Annotated in this window: 15 protein-coding genes; 7 read left to right on the top strand and 8 right to left on the bottom strand. The window is 42.0% G+C overall.

The window, feature by feature from the left end; all coding sequences use genetic code 11:
• Positions 1-5: 5 nt before the first annotated feature.
• The 7 genes from A7D14_RS13085 to A7D14_RS13055 all read left to right on the top strand — a co-directional run bounded on the left by A7D14_RS13085 (position 6) and on the right by A7D14_RS13055 (position 8,705).
• Positions 6-1,334, top strand: a complete 1,329-nt coding sequence (locus A7D14_RS13085; RefSeq protein WP_067035390.1) for a (Fe-S)-binding protein — start codon at positions 6-8, stop codon at positions 1,332-1,334.
• Between the two features lie 10 nt (positions 1,335-1,344).
• The gene (locus A7D14_RS13080; protein WP_067035348.1) at positions 1,345-2,136 is read left to right on the top strand and encodes a (Fe-S)-binding protein; all 792 of its coding nucleotides are present in this window, start codon (positions 1,345-1,347) and stop codon (positions 2,134-2,136) included.
• A 75-nt stretch (positions 2,137-2,211) separates the two neighbouring features.
• Positions 2,212-2,694, top strand: a complete 483-nt coding sequence (locus A7D14_RS13075) for an ABC transporter ATPase (RefSeq protein ID WP_067035345.1) — start codon at positions 2,212-2,214, stop codon at positions 2,692-2,694.
• 184 nt (positions 2,695-2,878) lie between these two features.
• Positions 2,879-5,791 (top strand): glycoside hydrolase family 3 N-terminal domain-containing protein, encoded by a 2,913-nt coding sequence (locus A7D14_RS13070; RefSeq protein WP_067035342.1) that lies wholly within the window; start codon positions 2,879-2,881, stop codon positions 5,789-5,791.
• Between the two features lie 29 nt (positions 5,792-5,820).
• A complete protein-coding gene (gene bshA / locus A7D14_RS13065; protein WP_067035339.1) occupies positions 5,821-6,963 on the top strand; it encodes an N-acetyl-alpha-D-glucosaminyl L-malate synthase BshA in 1,143 nt (380 codons plus the stop codon).
• A complete protein-coding gene (locus tag A7D14_RS13060) occupies positions 6,963-7,418 on the top strand; it encodes a protease complex subunit PrcB family protein (protein WP_067035337.1) in 456 nt (151 codons plus the stop codon). The genes bshA and A7D14_RS13060 overlap by 1 nt, the downstream gene beginning before the upstream one ends.
• 117 nt (positions 7,419-7,535) lie before the next feature.
• Positions 7,536-8,705 (top strand): OmpA family protein, encoded by a 1,170-nt coding sequence (locus A7D14_RS13055; RefSeq protein ID WP_067035334.1) that lies wholly within the window; start codon positions 7,536-7,538, stop codon positions 8,703-8,705.
• A gap of 490 nt (positions 8,706-9,195) precedes the next feature.
• Here the strand turns inward: A7D14_RS13055 and A7D14_RS13045 are convergent, their stop codons facing one another.
• From A7D14_RS13045 to A7D14_RS13010, 8 genes are all read right to left on the bottom strand, one after another.
• A complete protein-coding gene (locus A7D14_RS13045) occupies positions 9,196-10,230 on the bottom strand; it encodes a glycosyltransferase (RefSeq protein WP_067035329.1) in 1,035 nt (344 codons plus the stop codon).
• Positions 10,231-10,447: 217 nt separating this feature from the next.
• Positions 10,448-11,716 carry a carbamoyl-phosphate-synthetase gene (locus A7D14_RS13040; protein WP_067035326.1) on the bottom strand — a complete coding sequence of 423 codons (1,269 nt, stop codon included), beginning with the start codon at positions 11,714-11,716 and terminating at the stop codon, positions 10,448-10,450.
• 63 nt (positions 11,717-11,779) lie between these two features.
• Positions 11,780-13,021, bottom strand: coding sequence for a glycosyltransferase family 2 protein (locus tag A7D14_RS13035; RefSeq protein ID WP_255307457.1), 1,242 nt, complete (start codon positions 13,019-13,021; stop codon positions 11,780-11,782).
• Complete coding sequence (locus A7D14_RS13030) at positions 13,018-13,836, bottom strand: SMP-30/gluconolactonase/LRE family protein (protein ID WP_067035323.1); 819 nt, start codon at positions 13,834-13,836, stop codon at positions 13,018-13,020. The genes A7D14_RS13035 and A7D14_RS13030 overlap by 4 nt, the downstream gene beginning before the upstream one ends.
• Positions 13,837-13,841: 5 nt before the next feature.
• A complete protein-coding gene (locus tag A7D14_RS13025; protein ID WP_067035384.1) occupies positions 13,842-14,588 on the bottom strand; it encodes an SDR family NAD(P)-dependent oxidoreductase in 747 nt (248 codons plus the stop codon).
• A gap of 174 nt (positions 14,589-14,762) precedes the next feature.
• The gene (locus A7D14_RS13020) at positions 14,763-15,374 is read right to left on the bottom strand and encodes a sugar transferase (protein WP_067035381.1); all 612 of its coding nucleotides are present in this window, start codon (positions 15,372-15,374) and stop codon (positions 14,763-14,765) included.
• Positions 15,374-16,513: a glycosyltransferase family 4 protein gene (locus A7D14_RS13015; protein WP_067035320.1), complete on the bottom strand. Its 1,140-nt coding sequence runs from the start codon at positions 16,511-16,513 to the stop codon at positions 15,374-15,376. The genes A7D14_RS13020 and A7D14_RS13015 overlap by 1 nt, the downstream gene beginning before the upstream one ends.
• Before the next feature lie 12 nt (positions 16,514-16,525).
• The gene (locus A7D14_RS13010; protein ID WP_067035317.1) at positions 16,526-17,632 is read right to left on the bottom strand and encodes a glycosyltransferase; all 1,107 of its coding nucleotides are present in this window, start codon (positions 17,630-17,632) and stop codon (positions 16,526-16,528) included.
• Between the last annotated feature and the right edge of the window lie 70 nt (positions 17,633-17,702).

Genomic DNA, 17,702 nt, shown 5'->3' with positions numbered 1-17,702 from the left:
GCATGATGGAATATTTGCCCAATATACTTTTTGTGATAGCCCTAATTGTAGGTATCGGTTTCTTTACTCGAAATGTAAAAAAGCTGACCCGAAACATCAAATTGGGCAAGGATGTGGATGTTAGTGACAACAAGCCCCAACGCTGGAGAAATATGGTCCGGATTGCTTTGGGACAGACCAAAATGGTGGTTCGCCCCGTAGCAGGGCTCATGCACATCATTGTGTATTTGGGCTTTATCATCATCAACATTGAAGTGTTGGAAATTATTTTGGATGGAATTTTGGGAACCCATAGATTGTTTGCTCCCCTAGGTACGGTATATGATGTCTTGATCGCTTCTTTTGAAATTTTGGCCTTGTTGGTCATTGTGGCCGTGGTTGTTTTTTGGATCAGACGGAATGTCATCAAACTCAAGCGCTTCATCAAACCTGAAATGAAAGGTTGGCCAAAAACCGATGGAAACATGATTCTTTACATAGAATTTGTACTGATGATCCTGTTCCTCACTATGAATGCTGCCGATTTTCAACTACAGCAAATGGGTGCTGCCCATTACACCAAGGCAGGAATGTTTCCTATCAGTCAATTTATAACACCTTTGCTGGATGGGCTTTCCATGTCCTCCTTGATTTTGATTGAACGAACAGCGTGGTGGTTGCACATTTTGGGCATCTTGGCCTTTTTGAACTATCTCTATTATTCAAAACATTTGCACATTCTTTTGGCTTTTCCCAATACGTATTATGGTAGGGTGAAACCACAGGGGCAATTCAATAACTTGGAATCCGTTACCAATGAGGTCAAATTGATGATGGACCCTAATGCGGACCCATTTGAAGCACCTACGGAAGATGATGATGCAGGAGAGCCTGAAAAATTTGGGGCATCCGATGTCATGGACCTGAATTGGGTGCAGTTGTTAAGTGCCTATACCTGTACCGAATGTGGAAGATGCACTTCAGAATGTCCGGCCAACCAAACCGGAAAGAAATTATCGCCCCGAAAAATCATGATGGACACCCGTGACCGGTTGGAGGAAGTTGGGAAGATCATGGATGCCAACAAAGGCGAATTTGTTTCCGATGGCAAACAATTATTAAATGATTACATCACCCCGGAAGAACTTTGGGCCTGTACTACCTGCAATGCTTGTGTAGAAGCTTGCCCGGTAAGTATAGACCCCTTGTCCATCATTGTGGAGATGCGTCGCTACTTGGTCATGGAACAATCTGCGGCTCCCATGGAGTTGAACAATATGATGTCCAACATTGAAAATAATGGTGCACCTTGGCCCTACAATCAAATGGACCGTTTAAACTGGGTAAACGAATAAATCTACAACTATGAGCGAGCAACTGAAGGTTAAAACCATGCAGGAGTTTATGGCAGAAGGAAAGCAGCCCGAAATTTTGTTTTGGGTAGGCTCTGCGGGTAGTTATGATGATCGAGCCAAAAAAATTACCAGGGCGTTTGTGAAGTTGTTGAACAAAGCCGAAGTCGATTTTGCTGTTTTGGGCACCGAAGAAAGTTCCACAGGAGATCTCGCAAAACGGGCCGGGAACGAGTTTTTGTTCCAGATGCAGGCCATGATGAACATTGAATTGCTGAACGGCTACGAAATAAAGCGAATCGTTACCTGCGACCCGCATTCCTTCAATACGCTTAAAAATGAATATCCAGGTTTGGGGGGCAATTATGATGTTGTCCACCATACCCAATATCTAAAAGAACTGATAGACCAAGGTCGTTTAACCGTAAAAGGGGAAGGGTACAAGGGAAAACGCATTACCTTCCATGACCCCTGCTATTTGGGCAGGGCAAATTCAGTTTATGAGGCACCCAGGGAATTGCTCTCCAAAACCAACGCGGAATTGGTGGAGATGAAACGGCACAAAAAAACAGCCTTGTGCTGTGGGGCCGGAGGTGCCCAAATGTTCAAAGAACCGGAAAAAGGGGATATGGACATTAACGTAATGCGAACCAAAGATGCTTTGGAGACCCAACCCAATATCATTGCAACGGGTTGCCCGTATTGCAATACCATGATGACGGATGGCATCAAAGCACATGAAAAAGAAGACAGTGTTACTGTTTTGGATGTAGCCGAAGTATTGGCAAACTCCCTAAATTTGTAAGAATAAAATTGTCCCCTTGAGGCCTGACTGCCGCAGGCAGTGGACTACAGGGGTGTTCCACGAAAAAAATAAAACATGCTAGTAGATTTTAATGAATTGCCAGACCACTCCCGAATTTGGATTTATCAGGCCAACAGGAGTTTTACGGATGAGGAACAGAAAGAATTGGAGGAAAGCCTAACGGGTTTTCTAAAGGAATGGACGGCCCATGGCAGTGATTTGCATGCCGGTTTTGAGATAAAATACAAGCGATTTATCGTAATCGGATTGGATCAGACCAATGCAAGTGCATCGGGTTGTTCCATTGATGCATCGGTACATTTTATCCAAAGTTTGGAGCAGAAATACAATGTGGAACTGCTGGACAGGATGAACGTTTCCTTCAAGCAAGGAGAATTTATCGCATACAAATCATTGAAGGATTTCAAGAAGATGGCAAAGGCCAAGTCTGTTTCTCCAAATACCATTGTATTCAACAATTTGGTGGCCACAAAACAGGAATATTTGGAAAATTGGGAAGTACCCGCCAGTGAAAGTTGGCATGCCCGATTTGTATAGTCACCAAAAGGGTTGAATTTCAGGTAGCAACAGTTCTCGCTATAAAATTCTTTTAGAATTTAACCCGAACTGACAATTATCCCCAAAAATTGACTTACTCTTAAATAATCTTAATTTCTGTGCATTCTTCGACGAAATGCAATATTTTTATCAGCAATAAGTTCATGTCCTAGACAAGATATTTATGCGCATAAAGCTATATCTCCCCATTTTCATACTTTTTACTTTGCATGCACTGGGCCAAACTAACCCATTGGTCACCAAAGATTCCCTTGTCCAAGCCAATTGGGTGAAGGGCCAATACAACAGGATGACCCTGGAAGAACGGGTGGGGCAGCTGTTTATGGTGAGCATTGCATCCAATCAAGATCAAGCCTCAAAGGACAAAATCAAAAAACTTGTGCAGGAACAAGGCATTGGAGGGGTGATTTTTTTGGCAGGGGGACCTGTTCAACAGACAAAATTGACCAACGAATACCAATCTGAATCCAAAGTACCATTACTCATTGGTTCCGATGCCGAATGGGGCATGGCCATGCGGTTGGACTCCACCTTTGCGTTTCCTTGGAACATGACATTAGGGGCCATTCAGGATAATTCCCTTGTGGAAAAAGTGGGCTATCAAATAGGAAAACATGCCAAGCGGATGGGGGTTCATATCAATTTTGCCCCAGATTTGGATGTGAACAATAACCCTCAAAACCCCATAATTGGCAATCGCTCCTTTGGGGAAGACCCTAAAAATGTAGCCCAGAAAGGGATAGCATTTATAAAAGGAATGGAACGAGCCGGTGTTTTGTCCTGTGGAAAACACTTTCCGGGACATGGCGATACGGCCACCGATTCCCATAAGGCGTTGCCCATAATTAATTCAACACGGGAACAATTGGATTCCATTGAACTGTATCCTTTCAAAAGAGCCATTGAAAGTGGGTTGAGTTCCACCATGATTGCCCATTTGGATGTACCCAGTTTGGAAAATAGGGAAGGGTATCCGTCATCACTTTCCAACGATATTGTCTACCAACTACTGCAAAATGAGATGGGCTTTAAGGGACTGGTTTTTACGGATGCCTTGAACATGAAGGCCGTATCGCAGTTTGCACCGGATGGAGAAGTGGAACTACAAGCATTTTTGGCAGGGAATGATATGCTCTTGATGCCCGAAAATGTATTGAAGGCCAAGGAAAAACTGATTGAAGCCTATAACACAGGTGTCATTTCAGAAGCACGATTGGCCCATTCGGTCAAAAAAATATTGATGGCCAAGTACAAAGCAGGTCTGTACAGCTATCAGCCCGTTGATTTGGAAAATCTTTACGAGGATTTAAACAGTATTGAAAACGATGTGGTGTACGAGGAGGCCATTGAAGGAGCCATAACAGTGGCCAAGAACAATTTTTCCCTGATGCCCATCAAAAAACTGGACAACAAGAAAATTGCCTATGTGCATTTTGGGGATGATTCCGGTTCCACTTTTATTGAAACCCTGAACAAATATTTTAAGGTTACAGAGATCAAGGCAAGAGACATAGCAGGGTATAAAAAAGAGCTGGCCAATTATAATCTGGTGATCATCGGGTTTCACAAGAGCAATGAAAGCCCTTGGCAAGGATATAAGTTTTCCAAAAATGAACTGTTTTGGTTGGAAGAGATTTCAAGATTGCGGACCAGCAACACCATCTTGACTCTTTTTGCAAAACCTTATGCATTACTGGATGTACTCAATTTTGGTACTATGGATGGTGTGGTTGTTGGGTATCAGAACAGTAAAATAGCCCAAGAAAAAGCGGCAGAGGTCATTTTTGGGGCCATAGGCGCCACCGGAAAGCTCCCTGTTTCGGCCCATGGTGAGTTTCCCGTGAATACAGGGATTGAGGTAAAACCCATACAACGATTGGGGTACAGCATCCCAGAAAGGGTTGGGATGAGTTCCTCACAACTGGCCATGGTGGATACGCTGGTGCAAGATGGTTTGGATTCGTTGATGTTCCCGGGCGCACAGGTGCTTATCGCCAGGAAGGGCAAGGTCATTTACAACAAGAATTTTGGCAAACCCACCTACAACGCTGAAGAGCACATCAATGAAGAATCCATTTACGACTTGGCCTCATTGACCAAAATTCTCTCCACACTCCCATTGATCATGAAAATGGAGGAAGAGGGCAAAATTGCGCTGAACAACACCTTTAAGGAATTGGTCCCAGAGTATGAAGACACGGAACTGAAAGATGTAACTGTACTAAAGGCATTGTCGCATTATGGGCGTTTGCCAGCGTGGATCGCTTTTTATTTGGATACCTTGAACAAGGACAGAAAGCCCTCCAATGATTTTTATCGGAACAACCCATCCGAAGGTTTTTCATATCAGGTGGCAGACCGTTTATATCTTACCAATGCCTATAAAGATTCCATTTATGAGCGCATAGGCCGCCAGAGCTTAAAATCCAATCGGTACCGCTATAGTGATGTAGGCTATTATGTGTTCAAAAAATATATTGAGGAGACCTATGGAAAACCCATAGACAAACTTATCAACGAGTTTCTTTACGAGCCCATGGGTTTGCAGCGAACGGCCTTTAATCCGCTGCATAAATTTCCCAAAGATGAAATTGTGCCTTCGGAGGAGGATGATTATTATCGATACCAAACCATACAAGGCTACGTGCACGATATGGGCGCTGCCATGCAAGGGGGAGTAGGGGGGCATGCAGGCTTGTTCAGTACGGCCAATGAAGTGGCCAAGATCATGCAGATGTATTTGCAAGGCGGTTATTATGGTGGGGAGCGTTTTTTGAGCGAGCGGACCATAAAAAAATTCAATACGTGCTATTTCTGCAATAATAATGTTAGACGAGGGGTTGGTTTTGACAAACCCCAATTGGAAGAAACTGGCCCCACCTGTGGGTGTGTATCCCCCAAAAGCTTTGGCCATAGTGGCTTTACGGGCACCTATACGTGGGCCGATCCTGATACAGATCTGATTTATGTGTTTTTGTCCAACCGAACATATCCATCGGCAACCAATACGTTGCTGATCAGATCTGGATTGCGCACCAGGATCCAGCAAGCTATTTATGATTCCATTATAAATTAGACAACAAATATTGGCTTAGATTTGTAGTCATGAAAATTGCAATTGTTTGTTACCCCACATTTGGTGGTAGTGGCGTTGTAGCCACTGAATTGGGTATAGCCTTGGCAGAGAGGGGCCACGAAGTACATTTTGTCACCTATCGGCAGCCGGTGCGGTTGGGACTTTTGGGAAATAACATCCATTTTCACGAGGTGCATGTACCCGAGTACCCGCTGTTCCATTACCAACCTTATGAATTGGCTCTATCCAGTAAGTTGGTGGACACCATAAAGATGTACGGCATTGAACTGCTTCACGTGCATTATGCCATACCCCATGCCTATGCTGGGTATATGGCGAAGAAAATGCTTCAGGAATACGGTATTTTCATTCCCATGATCACCACTTTGCACGGGACCGATATTACTTTGGTGGGCAAGCATCCATTTTACAAGCCTGCGGTTACCTTCAGCATCAATAAATCTGATGTGGTCACGTCTGTTTCCGAAGCATTGAAGAAAAGCACCATGGAACTTTTTGATATTGAAAAGGAGATCGAGGTCATTCCAAACTTTATCGAAAAGTCCAAATACAGCACAGAATACACAGATTGCCAACGCACTTTGATGGCCAAGGAAGATGAACGCATCATAACCCATATCAGTAATTTTAGGAAGGTAAAGCGGATTCCGGATGTCATCAAGATCTTTCATAAGATACAAAAGGAAATCCCCGCAAAGCTGATCATGGTGGGCGAGGGGCCTGAAAAAGAAAAGGCGGAGCAAATGTGCGAGGACCTCGGAATGAAAGAAAAAGTGTTGTTTTTGGGCAATAGTACCGAGATTGATAGGATCCTCTGTTTTTCTGACCTGTTCCTCTTGCCATCGGAAACGGAAAGCTTTGGATTGGCCGCTTTGGAAGCAATGATCAACAAGGTTGCGGTTGTTTCCAGCAACACAGGTGGAATTCCAGAAGTGAACAAAGACGGGATTTCAGGATTTATGTCGAATGTAGGGGATGTGGACGATATGGCGTCAAAGGCATTGCAAATCCTGAGGGACGATGCGGTTTTGGAAAAGTTCAAACAAAATGCCTATAATGTCGCTTCCAAGTTCGATATTGTGCATATTCTGCCGCTTTATGAGGAGCTTTATGAAAAGGCTTTCAAATCCCGTTTTAAAAACACTTTTTGATGAGATTTTTGGCACTATTATTACTTACATTTTGTTTGTTTTCATGCAAAGCACAAAAGGAATTGGCCGGGGAAAAAATGGAAGATTTGGAGCTTGTGGTGCAGGATGGGTACAGCGGTATCATGGAATATGAGACCATGGTGATTCAGGATACAAAATCATTGAACAAGTTCTATTCCCAAGTCAATAAGACCCGAAAACCGGGGCTTCCCGTGCCTATGGTGGATTTTTCGAGGGAAATGGTCATTGTGGTCTGTTTGGGGGAACAGCAGGGTGAAAAGGAGCCTTTCCTTTCCAAAATCAATGAAACTGAAGATGAACTTACCATTGCGGTTGAGCTCTCGGACCCGACAAAAACAGATACGGCACAAAGTCAGGCTATTTCCTATCCATTTTACCTATATAAAATGCCACTTTCCCCCAAAACCATAGGCTTTCAAAAAGTGGGTTGGTAAGAGTTTTTCGATTCTTGTTTTTACTTCTCATCGAAAATAAGCGCACTTAAAAGTGCAAAATTCTCCTTTTTGACCTATTGACATACCTTTGTTCTTGATAACCTCAAATCATAAATAATGAATATTTCAAAACCAGCTCTTGTGGCTTTGGCCTGTTTCTTCACGGCATCAATCTTTGCCCAAGACATTGAATTAACGAAGAAGGATAGCATAGTACAGAGTTACTGGCTCGTATCACTGGGAACCAATTTTGTGGATGATTCCGGTGATGAGTTTGGCGAATTATTTGACTTTAAGGAGGGCTGGAATTCGGTTCCTTACCCTTCACGGATTAGTATAGGACGTTATTTTAAGAGTGGTCTCGGTCTTGAGGCCATTGGTACCTATAACAAGTATAAGGAAGGAAAAATCATTGATAAACAAGTTAACCCAGAAGATATTGATTATTTCGGTCTAGACTTTAGGGTTAGCTATGATTTGAATATGATTTTGGGGGAAACCGGTTTTTTTGATCCCTATATTGGAATTGGTGCAGGTTATACAGATGCCAATAACCAAGGTAGAGGTACCTACAATGCCGTTTTGGGTTTTAGGACTTGGTTTTCCGATCATTGGGGATTGGACGTGAATACTACCGGTAAGTGGGCCATGAGTACCGAAAATGCCACCAATCACATCCAACATGCGGTTGGCGTGGCCTATCGCTTTGAAGTTGAAAAGGGGCTTTCACGAAAAGGGGAGGAAAAGCTTGCTTTGTTGAAAGAAATGGAAGAAGAGCAGCAACGAGTTCAAGATTCCATTGCAAAAGCAGAGGAAGAAGCCCGTTTGTTGGCCGAGCGTTTACAAAGAGAAAAAGAAGCGGCTGAATTGGCAGCCGCCGAAAAGGCCAAAAAAGATGCCGAGGATGCCAGACGAGCTGCCCTTCAGAACAAAATAAACGGATTGGGCAATGTGTACTTTAAACTGAACTCTTCGTACCTGACCTCCAAGGACAAGGAGTTGCTGGACCAATTGGTGGCCATCATGCAAGATGAACCAAACTTGATCATAAAAGTAACGGCACATACCGATTCCAGAGGAACGGACCAGTATAACCAATGGCTATCAGAGCGCAGGGCGGAGCGTACCGTGGCCTATGCAATTTCAAAAGGGATAGCTGAGGATAGGATCAGCCAAGAAGCCTTTGGAGAGACCCAATTGGTGAACGATTGTGAGGATGGGGTGTATTGTACCGAGGAGAAGCATTCAAAGAACAGACGATCAGAATTTGAGATTGTTGAATTTTAAAAGCGAGAACACCACTTATTTTAAGAGCCATAGTGAAAGCTATGGCTTTTTTGTTTGCATGTGCAAGATGGATTAGTTGTTGTTGGAGGATGGCGTATGGAAAGCTGAATGACCCGTATTACGGTGCAACTATTTACTTTGATGGATGAAAGTAAGAGAAGGTTGTTCTGTTGGATTCATTGGCCACAATCTTGACTACGGTTGGCAGTATGCAGTAAGGCAGTGTGCAGAAATCCAAGAATCAAGAGCCAAGAGTCAAGAACAAACAATCCTTCATGCCAATTCCTGCCTGAGTCAAAACCAAAAACAGGAATTACTGCTGACTGTGCACTGCATACTGCATACTGATTTCTGACTTCCGACTTCCAGTAACCCAGTAACAAAATAACTGAGTAACCAATAACTTAATAACCCCTGCCTACGGCAGACAGGTACTCCTGTGGCTTGCCCTTGGAATCGTCGGTCTCAAGAAATTCTTTATTGCCGATGTTTAACGGGAAGGGATGAGCTTCATAAGCCCCATACCCAGATAAAGACACGTTTTATTATTAAAAGCCGGAACAAAGGTCATATTGTAAAAACGACCGGAACTGCCCTCACCGATGCCTCCAATTTTGGGATCCATGGGATATGCTTCAAACGTATTCAGCTTGGACAATATTTTTTTCAATTCCTTAAAACTGAGAAGACGATATTTCAAGGTTCTAATGATAAGGGCAAAGACAAAGGCCTGCTGTTTGCCTTTCAAGTTGTTGACCACTTTTCCGTAGTATGGATGTGAAGGCTCCAAACTTTTGATCAAACCGTGAAAATGTTCAATGGCGTTGACCATTCCATGGATGAACTTAAGGTTGTGCGCCCGGTCCTTGCTGGTCACAATGGAATTTTCGACCACAATGTACCGATGCACATCCATATCCACTTTGGCCATCCTTTTGGCTTTAAAAAAGAGACTGGCGGTAAAAATGGCATCTTCATACAAGGTGCCTTCTATAAATTTTACCCCGGCATCCACCAAAAGACTTCTTTTAACGATATAGCGCCAGGCTTCATTTCTAAAACCGTATTCGGCAACATAGGTGATACCATCCATAACATCCACAGATAGATTTTGAGGATTTTGTGTCAAAGATTCAAAATCAAGCTCTGAACTTTCCTTTTTTTCCTTGGTATTGAACTCGAGTACATCAAGATCGTGTTTTGTGGCCAATTCAATCAAGGTATTTAGGATATTGGTGGCCAAGTAATCATCTGCATCCAAAAAATAAACATAGTCGCCCTTTGCGGCTTCCAGACATTTATTTCGGGCTACACTTGGGCCTTGGTTTTGTTGCTTTATGAGATGAATGTTGGAATGCTTTTCAGCATATTCCGCTACTATTGCAGCTCCTGAATCTTTTGAACCGTCGTCAACAATAATGATTTCATATTCATTGGGCGACAAGTCCTGGTCCAATAGACTTTTGAAGCAGCGCTCAATATATTTTTCCTTATTATATAGTGGAATAAGTATGCTTAATTTCATTGCAATCTTGATTGGCTTGTGTTGTTGTTTTTGATCATTGAAAAATGTTGAATAAGGGGCACCAATGCTAATAACGCAACATTTGATTTTTTCTTATTACCCTCAAAATCAACATAAAGCTATGGCATTCCCCAGCATAGACAAATAAAATTGATTTAGAACAGTTTTATGGGGTGAACTACTTCTGTATGCTCAAGTGAAAGGTGTTCTCTCCGGTTTAGTAATCATCTTCGTTGAAGGGCTTCAACCATTCCAAAATCATGTTTTCCCCATGAATATCATTGATCTTTAATAAATTTTTGAACGCAATGATCTTGCTGTTTACTTCTGAAATGGAATCGGCCGAAAGGTAAATTCTAGAATATACCTGTCTCTCGGTTCCCAACCATTCTTTTTGGACCGTATCCCCTTCTTTAAATCGCTCCAGAACAAATACCACATCCTTATCGGCTTTAATCTCATCCATCCCCTGAATTGAACCGATTTCACCACCGGTCAACAGTACCCAAATGGTGCAGGCAATTTTTCCTTTGAACGTATAATCATTTTTCTCAGCAAAATCGTCTTCGCCCAAGACCCCAGTAAAGGCATAGTCCACCAACATTTCCCTATGATCGAACCCATTTATGTGGGCAATGTGAATATGGGGTGCCTCTCCTTGCAATCTAAATCCGGGGTCATAGGCGTAGACAACACCATTTTCAACAAAAAATTGAATATTCAATACCCCGTTTTGGATTTTTAAACCTTTAAAGAGTTCGCATAATTTTGGATGAACCTGATCGATAAACAGCTGGGAGTGTTTGGACGGGTAAACAGCCCCGATGCAAACCGGACTTGCATCGCCTTGTTTCTTTGTGGTGATTCTATCAGATATTGCCGAAATATAGGGAATTCCATTTCTGAAGGTGTAATAGGCTGCCATATCATCGCAGTCCATATATTTTTCGACCAGCACAACTCCTTTTTTTGAAAACTTCAATGCAGTTTTCACCGATTCATTGTAATCGTTGTCGTCCCTGCAAATTTTCATTCCAACCCCACCACCGCTATCCACGGGCTTGATCATTAGGGGGTAGTCCAGGTTTTCTGGCTTGCCAATGTTTGATGCATCCAAATAAATTCCCGGGATGTCTTGTATGTTGTATTCGTGGCAGTACCTTTTAAAACCGTCCTTGCTACAGAACGCTTCCACAGCTTCTTTGGTGGCATAGCAATGTACGCCCAGCTTTTCGCAAATCTCCCTGTACGGCTTTACCAAGATGTCCGCTACGCCCACCAAAACGGCATCTACATTACGATCTTTGGCCAATTGAACTATTCCATCAACATCAAAACCATCAATGTCGTGGGTCTCTGCGGCATTCTTCTTGGCTGGTGCATTGGGGTTTGGATCTACAACAATGGTATGGATACCCATGGAGTTTGCCACATCTACCAAAGCGGCCGTTTCAGGGTTTCCCCCCAGTATTATTAGTTTCTTCATAAGTTATATTATTACATCAACGCATCAATGCTCTGGTCTTTTCAATGGTAAAAACCGGGCCAGTTAGTTTTTTTGAAATTCAAATTGGTCATTGAACCCCAAATCCATCAATATTTGCTTGATGTCAGCTATGTTTGTGTTTATTTTTACAATTTTGTTTTCATCAATGCCCATAAGTCCCAGTTCCTCTTTGATTTCATCATGATTTGTGGGATTGATGGTAGCTATGATCAAATAATCAAAATCACTATTGCTCACAGCACTGATCGGTCTCACATGGTTTTCGCCAATACTTAAGGGGTGGTAATCCAAATCTATCCATTTGACCACTTCAAAAAAGTTGGCTTTTGTATTGGTGGATAAAATATGCTGTCCAAAAGAACCTGAGCTATAGACTACAACCCTTGACTTGGGACCAACATTTAAAAAAGGATTGAAAATCAAATTGCTGTCCTTATCAAGAATCAACCCTCCGGAACGGACCAAAATTTGGGAATAGAGGTAATAGGTAATCTGTTTGTTCAGGTTTTCCGCATCCAATACCTTGCCGAGTTTTGATTTTAGAAAGCTCATCAACAATCCCAGCCTGTAATATTCCATCTGCGGATTTTCTATGGATTTTACAATGGAATCATGTCGTTGCCTGTAATAATAGGTAGGAATTTTGCTAACGGTAAGGCTCTTTGAAATGGCCAAATAAGCATAGGTAATGGCGGCATCTTCTCCCATGATTATATCATTGGGAACATCGTAAAGTACTTGGCTCAAAAGTGATTTTTTGAACAATTTGTTCCATACATAGGTTGATACGCCATGCTCACAGAAGCGACCATTATAAATGGCATTGGGTAGAATTGAAGATTGTAGTTCCTCAAGGTCATAACTACCTGCTGATTTTGGCTTTATGGTTTCTATTTTTCCATCAAATTCCCTGAAATGGCCCGTGACCACAAGGTCCGAGTCATTTGCCACAGCAAGCTTGTGCAGAATGTCCAAATAAAATTTATCTACCCAATCATCACCGTCAACATATGCTATATATTTTCCCTTGGCATTGTCCAACCCTGCCTTTCTCGCACTCAAGAGTCCGCCGTTTTCCTTATGAATGACTTTTATCCGAGCATCTTTTTTGGCATAATCGTCACAAATTTCTGGACAATTGTCCGGACTTCCGTCATCCACCAAAATCAACTCAAAATCTGAATAGGATTGATCTAAAAGGCTATCAATACATTGTGGTAAGTACTTTTCAATACGAAAAATGGGCACAATTACGCTTATTTCAACAGTATTCAATTGACTCATAGTTTATTCAGTTCAATATAAAACAAACCTCCACCATAAATATTGTTTTCATCCTCCGATTTTGCAGTGGTAACATATAAATTGGCCTTATCATCAAAACAGCAGGAGGTAACGTTGGTGCAGGGCAACTTTTGCTCTTCAATTTTCTGCCCATTCAAAGGGTTCCATCTAGACACACATGCGCCTCCCCATTCGGCTACCCACAGCATTCCTTCAGTGTCCATGCACATGCCGTCCGGGCTTCCTTTTCCCTTAAATTCGATTACATAAGAATCAAAAGAAACTTCACCGGTTTCCATATCATAAAAATACTTTGCAACCTTTTTTGTAGGCGTATCAATAAAGTAAAGAATAGTATCATCTTTTGAAAAAGCCAAGCCATTGGAAATGGTGGTTCCCTCAATTATTGTTTTGTATTGTCCGTTTTCATAGGAAAACACCTTGCCTGCTTTTTCCCTTACTTTGGGATACCCCATTGTTCCAATAATGAACCGTCCGTTGGAATCTTTAATGCCGTCATTGTATCGGACTGAATCTTCTACATCAATTTGAAAGGCAAATTTCTTTTGCAGTGTATTGAAGTCGATTTCGAAAAAGCCATTTTTAGCAGCGGCCATTATTTTTTTCTTGTCTAAAATAAAAACACAACTCACCGGTGAATCCAGATACATGCTGAGGATTTCTTTGGTTTTTGGGTCATAACAATATACCAAACAATCCAATATGGAAACAAAATAGAGAAGGTTGTTTTCTTTGTCAAAAACTGGGCCTTCCAAAAGTTCTGAATTAGAGTGAAAAATTAAAGATGGGATCATGCTGCTTATATAAATTCTCCTCCTGTAATTCTCATCAATGAACCCGTTGTCATGGCGGATTCGTCTGAAATAAAGTACATTATTGCGGGTATTGGGTCTGACGTATTGAGCATTCTGCCCATTGGGATGATCCCAGATGCTTTTTCCTTCAGTTTTTCCTCACTTACACCTTCTTTGGTGCGCAGTTCAAGTTCCCCTTCGGTATTGGTCCAACCCATGACCAGATAGTTTGACCTCACCCCATATTTTGCGTAATGGTGGGCAATATGGTTGGATAGGGTATACAGGCTACTTTTTGTAAGGGCATAGGGCGCCCTGTCAATTTCCCCATAATCCATGTGTGCCGATCCAAAAAAGAGGATGGATCCCGATTGTTGCTCAACCATGGATTTTAAGACATGCTTCAATAAAAAGAACGGGGCTTTCAGGTTGATGTTGAACACACTGTCAAACACATCCTCTTCAGCATCAAGTATGGATGCAACAGGAGTGATTCCTGCATATAAAATAAGTGCATCTATTTTATGGAACCGTTTTAGGGTCTGCTTGTAGAAATTTTCTATTTCTTCAATGCTGTTCAGGTCCAGTTTATGAAAATAGAGTTGGTCTTCGGCTTGTGTGGATTGGATGATCTGTTCGCCTTCCTCTTGGTTGCGGCCACAGAAGGCCACGTTGTAGCCCTTTTTCAAGCAGGATTTGAGTATTTCCTTGCCTACTCCCTTAGATCCCCCTAAGATCATTACAGTTTTCATGGTTATATCAGCTTGCCTTAATTTGTCCATTGCCCAAATCTAGGTATTTATTGGTATGGGTTTGATTTTTATCTACAAAGTTGTTCAAACTTTCTTTGAATTGTACATAAGGAACGCTACAATTCTATTGGAACCTTACAGATGTATTGTTGAAATGTATCCCAGGGAAGGGATTTACTGACTCTTGGTGCCCATGAACCGTTCCATGGTTTGCTCTTCACTGGCCGATATCCCATCGCGCTGCACTACTTTTTGGACGGTTTTCACCAAGATTTTTACATCAGTGGGAAAACTTATGTTGTTGACATACCACACATCGAGCTTAAACTTTTCTTCCCAACTTATGGCATTACGGCCGTTTACCTGAGCCCAACCTGTAATTCCCGGTTTTACATCATGGCGTTTGGCCTGTTCTTCATTGTATAGGGGCAGATAGTCCACCAAGAGGGGCCTGGGCCCTACAATGGACATGTCCCCCTTAAGTACATTGACGAGTTGTAACAGTTCATCCAGAGAGGCCCCACGTACAAATTTGCCCACTTTGGTAATGCGTTCCACATCAGGTAGAAGATTGCCGTCCCCGTCTTTTTTATCATTCATGGTCTTAAACTTGATGATGGTAAAGATTTTCTCATTTTTCCCCGGTCTTTTCTGAAAGAAAAAGGGTTTTCCATTATTGGCCAGTGCAAGTAAAAAGGTCAATATTAAAATAATGGGAGATAACACCAGGAGTGCCACCAATGAGGCCAAGAAATCAATTATCCTTTTAAAAAATCGCGAATAGATCATGCTGTATTTTGATTTATAATCTTTAATAAATCTGCATTTATCAAACGGACATCGAATTTCTGTTCCGCAAGTTTCCGACTTTCCCTTCCCATGACCTCAATTTTATCTGGATTATCCAAAAAGAAGTTTACCGCTTCTTGTAGTGGGGCCAATTGTTTGGGGGGGATCAAAAATCCATTTTTTCCTTCCACTACGGTTTCCCTACACCCGGGTGTGCGGGTCGTTATAATGGGCATACCTACGGACAACGCTTCCAAAATAGATCTTGGTACGCCCTCCCTGTAGTAGGTGGGCAGCACAAAGATATCCGCATTATATAAAAAGGGCCTAACATCTGTCTGTGTGCCATGGTGAATGATCACACCATTGTCATGCAGTTTTTTGAGCCTTGAGGCCAACTCCGTTAAATCTTCGGGTGGGCTGCCCACCACATGGAATTTGGCATTTCTATTTTTTTTATGGACCGATAGTGCGGTATCAAGAAACAGTTCTATTCCCTTTTCAACCATCAATCTGCCAATGATTATGAAGTTTACGGTGCCGCCTGTATTGAATTCATCAGCATTCTTTATGCGAAATCTATCAATATTGATGCCCGAACCGTTTACAACAAATGATTCTTTGTTCTTGGGCAGAATGCCTTGTTCCAAAAAAAGATTCTGGTCGTCCACATTCTGAAAAATGGCCACATTGTTTTTTCTCAGGGCAAGCTTGTACAAAAGTCTGGAAACCTGACCCAATAGCCTTGCCTTAAGGGAAACCCCACTAAAGGTAAACCCAAGTCCGGTAATAAGTGAAAAAGTCTTGATGTTTAACTGTTGGGCCGCAAAGGAGCCATAAATGACCGGTTTAATGGTGTAGGCAAAAACAAAATCGATCTTTATATCTTTCATGATTTTCTTAAGTGCTCTCACACTTTTAAAATCTTTGACAGGGTTTAGTCCCTTCCTTTGCAGATCAAATTCTATGGGAGTGGCGCCCATGGCCTTTACTTTTTCAATACTGTCCTCATAGAAATCTGGAGCGGCGCACCAAACATCAAAACCTGCTCGAACAAGTTCTTCAATAAAGTCTTTCCTGAAGTTTAGTAGGGAATAGGAAACAGAACATATAATTAAGACCCTTGGCTTTGTCATTGATTTTGGCGTTTAGTGTTCTTCCTTACTTTTTAAGGCCTTGGTATAGCTTTGCAAATACCCTTTTACCATATCTTCGATATCGAAATCTTTAGATCGCGCCATACATTTTTCGACCGTGGTTTTATAGTGTTCTTCGTTTTCCAGCAATTTGGTAATGTTCAAGGCCAATGATTTATGATCTCCTTTTGGGAAAAGAATACCATGCCCTTGAACCACCTCTGTAAGTCCGGGTACGTCAGCGGCCATAAAAGGTTTTCCTGATGCAAGCCCCTCCACACAGGAAAGGGACAGGCCTTCAAAGTTTGAAGAGAGGATAACCACATCAACGGTTTTTAAAAGACGGGGCACATCATTGCGCAGCCCATAAAAATGAACTCTATCCGATAGTTTCAACGAGTCTGCCAGTTTCTCCTGTTCTGTTCTTAAAGGGCCATCTCCCACCAGAATTAGTTGTGTTGATTCTGGAAGATGCAATAAACTCTGAATCAGGGTTTTTTGATCTTTTTGGGGCGTAAAACTAGATACTTGCAGTAAAAGGATTGCATTTTCATCAAATCCCAATTCAGGCTTGTCATAGGGCTTCGCTGAGTTCACTTCTTTTAAATCTATCCCATTGTTGATCTGAAACACCAAATTTTTCAATCCCCCAAGATGTTCTTGCAAGTTTTTGTGCACTGCATCCGATATGGAAATGATTTTCGTGTATCGCTTATAAATAATCTTGTCAATGTGCTTTAACAAGGTATGGTTTCTACGCCGGTTTGTGGTGTTATGTTCCGTGTAGAAGAGTTTAGCCCGTGTATTCCCCAAAAAAGTGGCAAAACCAACCCAGTAAAACGATGGAAAGAGGTGTACGTGTACTATATCGTATTGGTTCAACAATTTTCTCAGTTTAAAAATATGCTTTGGACTGTACATATCTCCGCCATCACCCAACACATGGATCTTGATGTTGGGATCAATGCGCACCAAACGTTCCATGAATGCTGTTTGTTGGCCGTTCAGTAAAGCCAACTCAACATCCACGCCTTGTTTTTGATAGGCTATGCAGAGGTCTGTGACCAGTTTTTCCGCCCCACCCGAACTTAAAGAATTAATTACCTGTAAAACCTTCATTTAATTAAAATTCTCTACTACATAACGTAGGATACAAGATTATTTTATTTTCTTCTTAATTTTTCTTTGG

This window comes from Allomuricauda sp. CP2A (assembly GCF_001683915.1).
Classification (GTDB): domain Bacteria; phylum Bacteroidota; class Bacteroidia; order Flavobacteriales; family Flavobacteriaceae; genus Flagellimonas.
This window is presented reverse-complemented; position numbering and strand designations above follow the sequence as displayed.